This window comes from Hansschlegelia beijingensis (genome assembly GCF_045505405.1).
Taxonomy (GTDB): Bacteria; Pseudomonadota; Alphaproteobacteria; order Rhizobiales; family Methylopilaceae; genus Methylopila; species Methylopila beijingensis_A.
Window position 1 is genome coordinate 1 of the sequence record NZ_JBJKEX010000667.1, and the last position, 714, is coordinate 714.

The 714-nt window shown below is 68.5% G+C and carries 1 protein-coding gene and 1 pseudogene; both read right to left on the reverse strand.

All coding sequences use genetic code 11. From position 1 onward, the window contains the following. Nucleotides 1-369, reverse strand: a pseudogene (locus tag ACIKT0_RS19510) (hypothetical protein); the annotation flags it as partial. A gap of 189 nt (nucleotides 370-558) precedes the next feature. After that, nucleotides 559-675, reverse strand: coding sequence for a hypothetical protein (locus tag ACIKT0_RS19515; protein ID WP_407106916.1), 117 nt, complete (start codon nucleotides 673-675; stop codon nucleotides 559-561). Nucleotides 676-714: the final 39 nt, after the last annotated feature.

Sequence of the window (714 nt, forward strand, 5' to 3'; positions counted from 1 at the left end):
CATCCCCTCGGGCCCCGCGTACCAGCGGCCGCGGTCCTGCACCCACAGGCGCTTGGCGCGCCCGCCGGGCGTGAGCGGATACTCCACCTCGAACGGGACGCCGTGGCCGTGATCGGGGGCGCTGGCGCCGAACACCGCCTCGCGCCGGGTCGTCAGCGCGTCGGGATCGAACAGCGCGGCGAACCGGCTGGCGGAGTCGATCGGGGTCGTGGCCGCAAGCCCCAGAACCTCATGGGCCGCCGCCGTCCAGTCGAGCCGGTCGGTCTCGATGTCCCAGACATAGGCGGCCTGGCCGACCGCCGTCAGCAATTCCGCGATCGGCGAGCCGTCGCTGAGGCCGGGCTGAACCATCGTTCGGGCTTCCGCCATACCCGGGTTTCCGCGCATAGATGTGGAGGACGAATCAGGAGCCTAGACTCCACTCACAAACACTCTAGCTTCGTAAGCGAAGATGACCGCGCCGGGCGGTCACGATACTTGGTTAATAGCGGGTATTGCGCGCAAGCGATAGAAATTCCACGAGCGGGACAGCAGTGCGATGCTGATGTTGCCTCCGGTTCAAAGACCCGGCGCCGCGGAGCGGGGACGGGCAAGGCCCGAGAAGGCCAGGCGGGCGGAGGAGGCGGCCGGCTTCTCCAGGAAGGCGACGACGCGGTCGTGTTCGTCGACATGCATGACGCCGAAGGCGCTCGCTTCGCTGCGCGCCACCTCGAG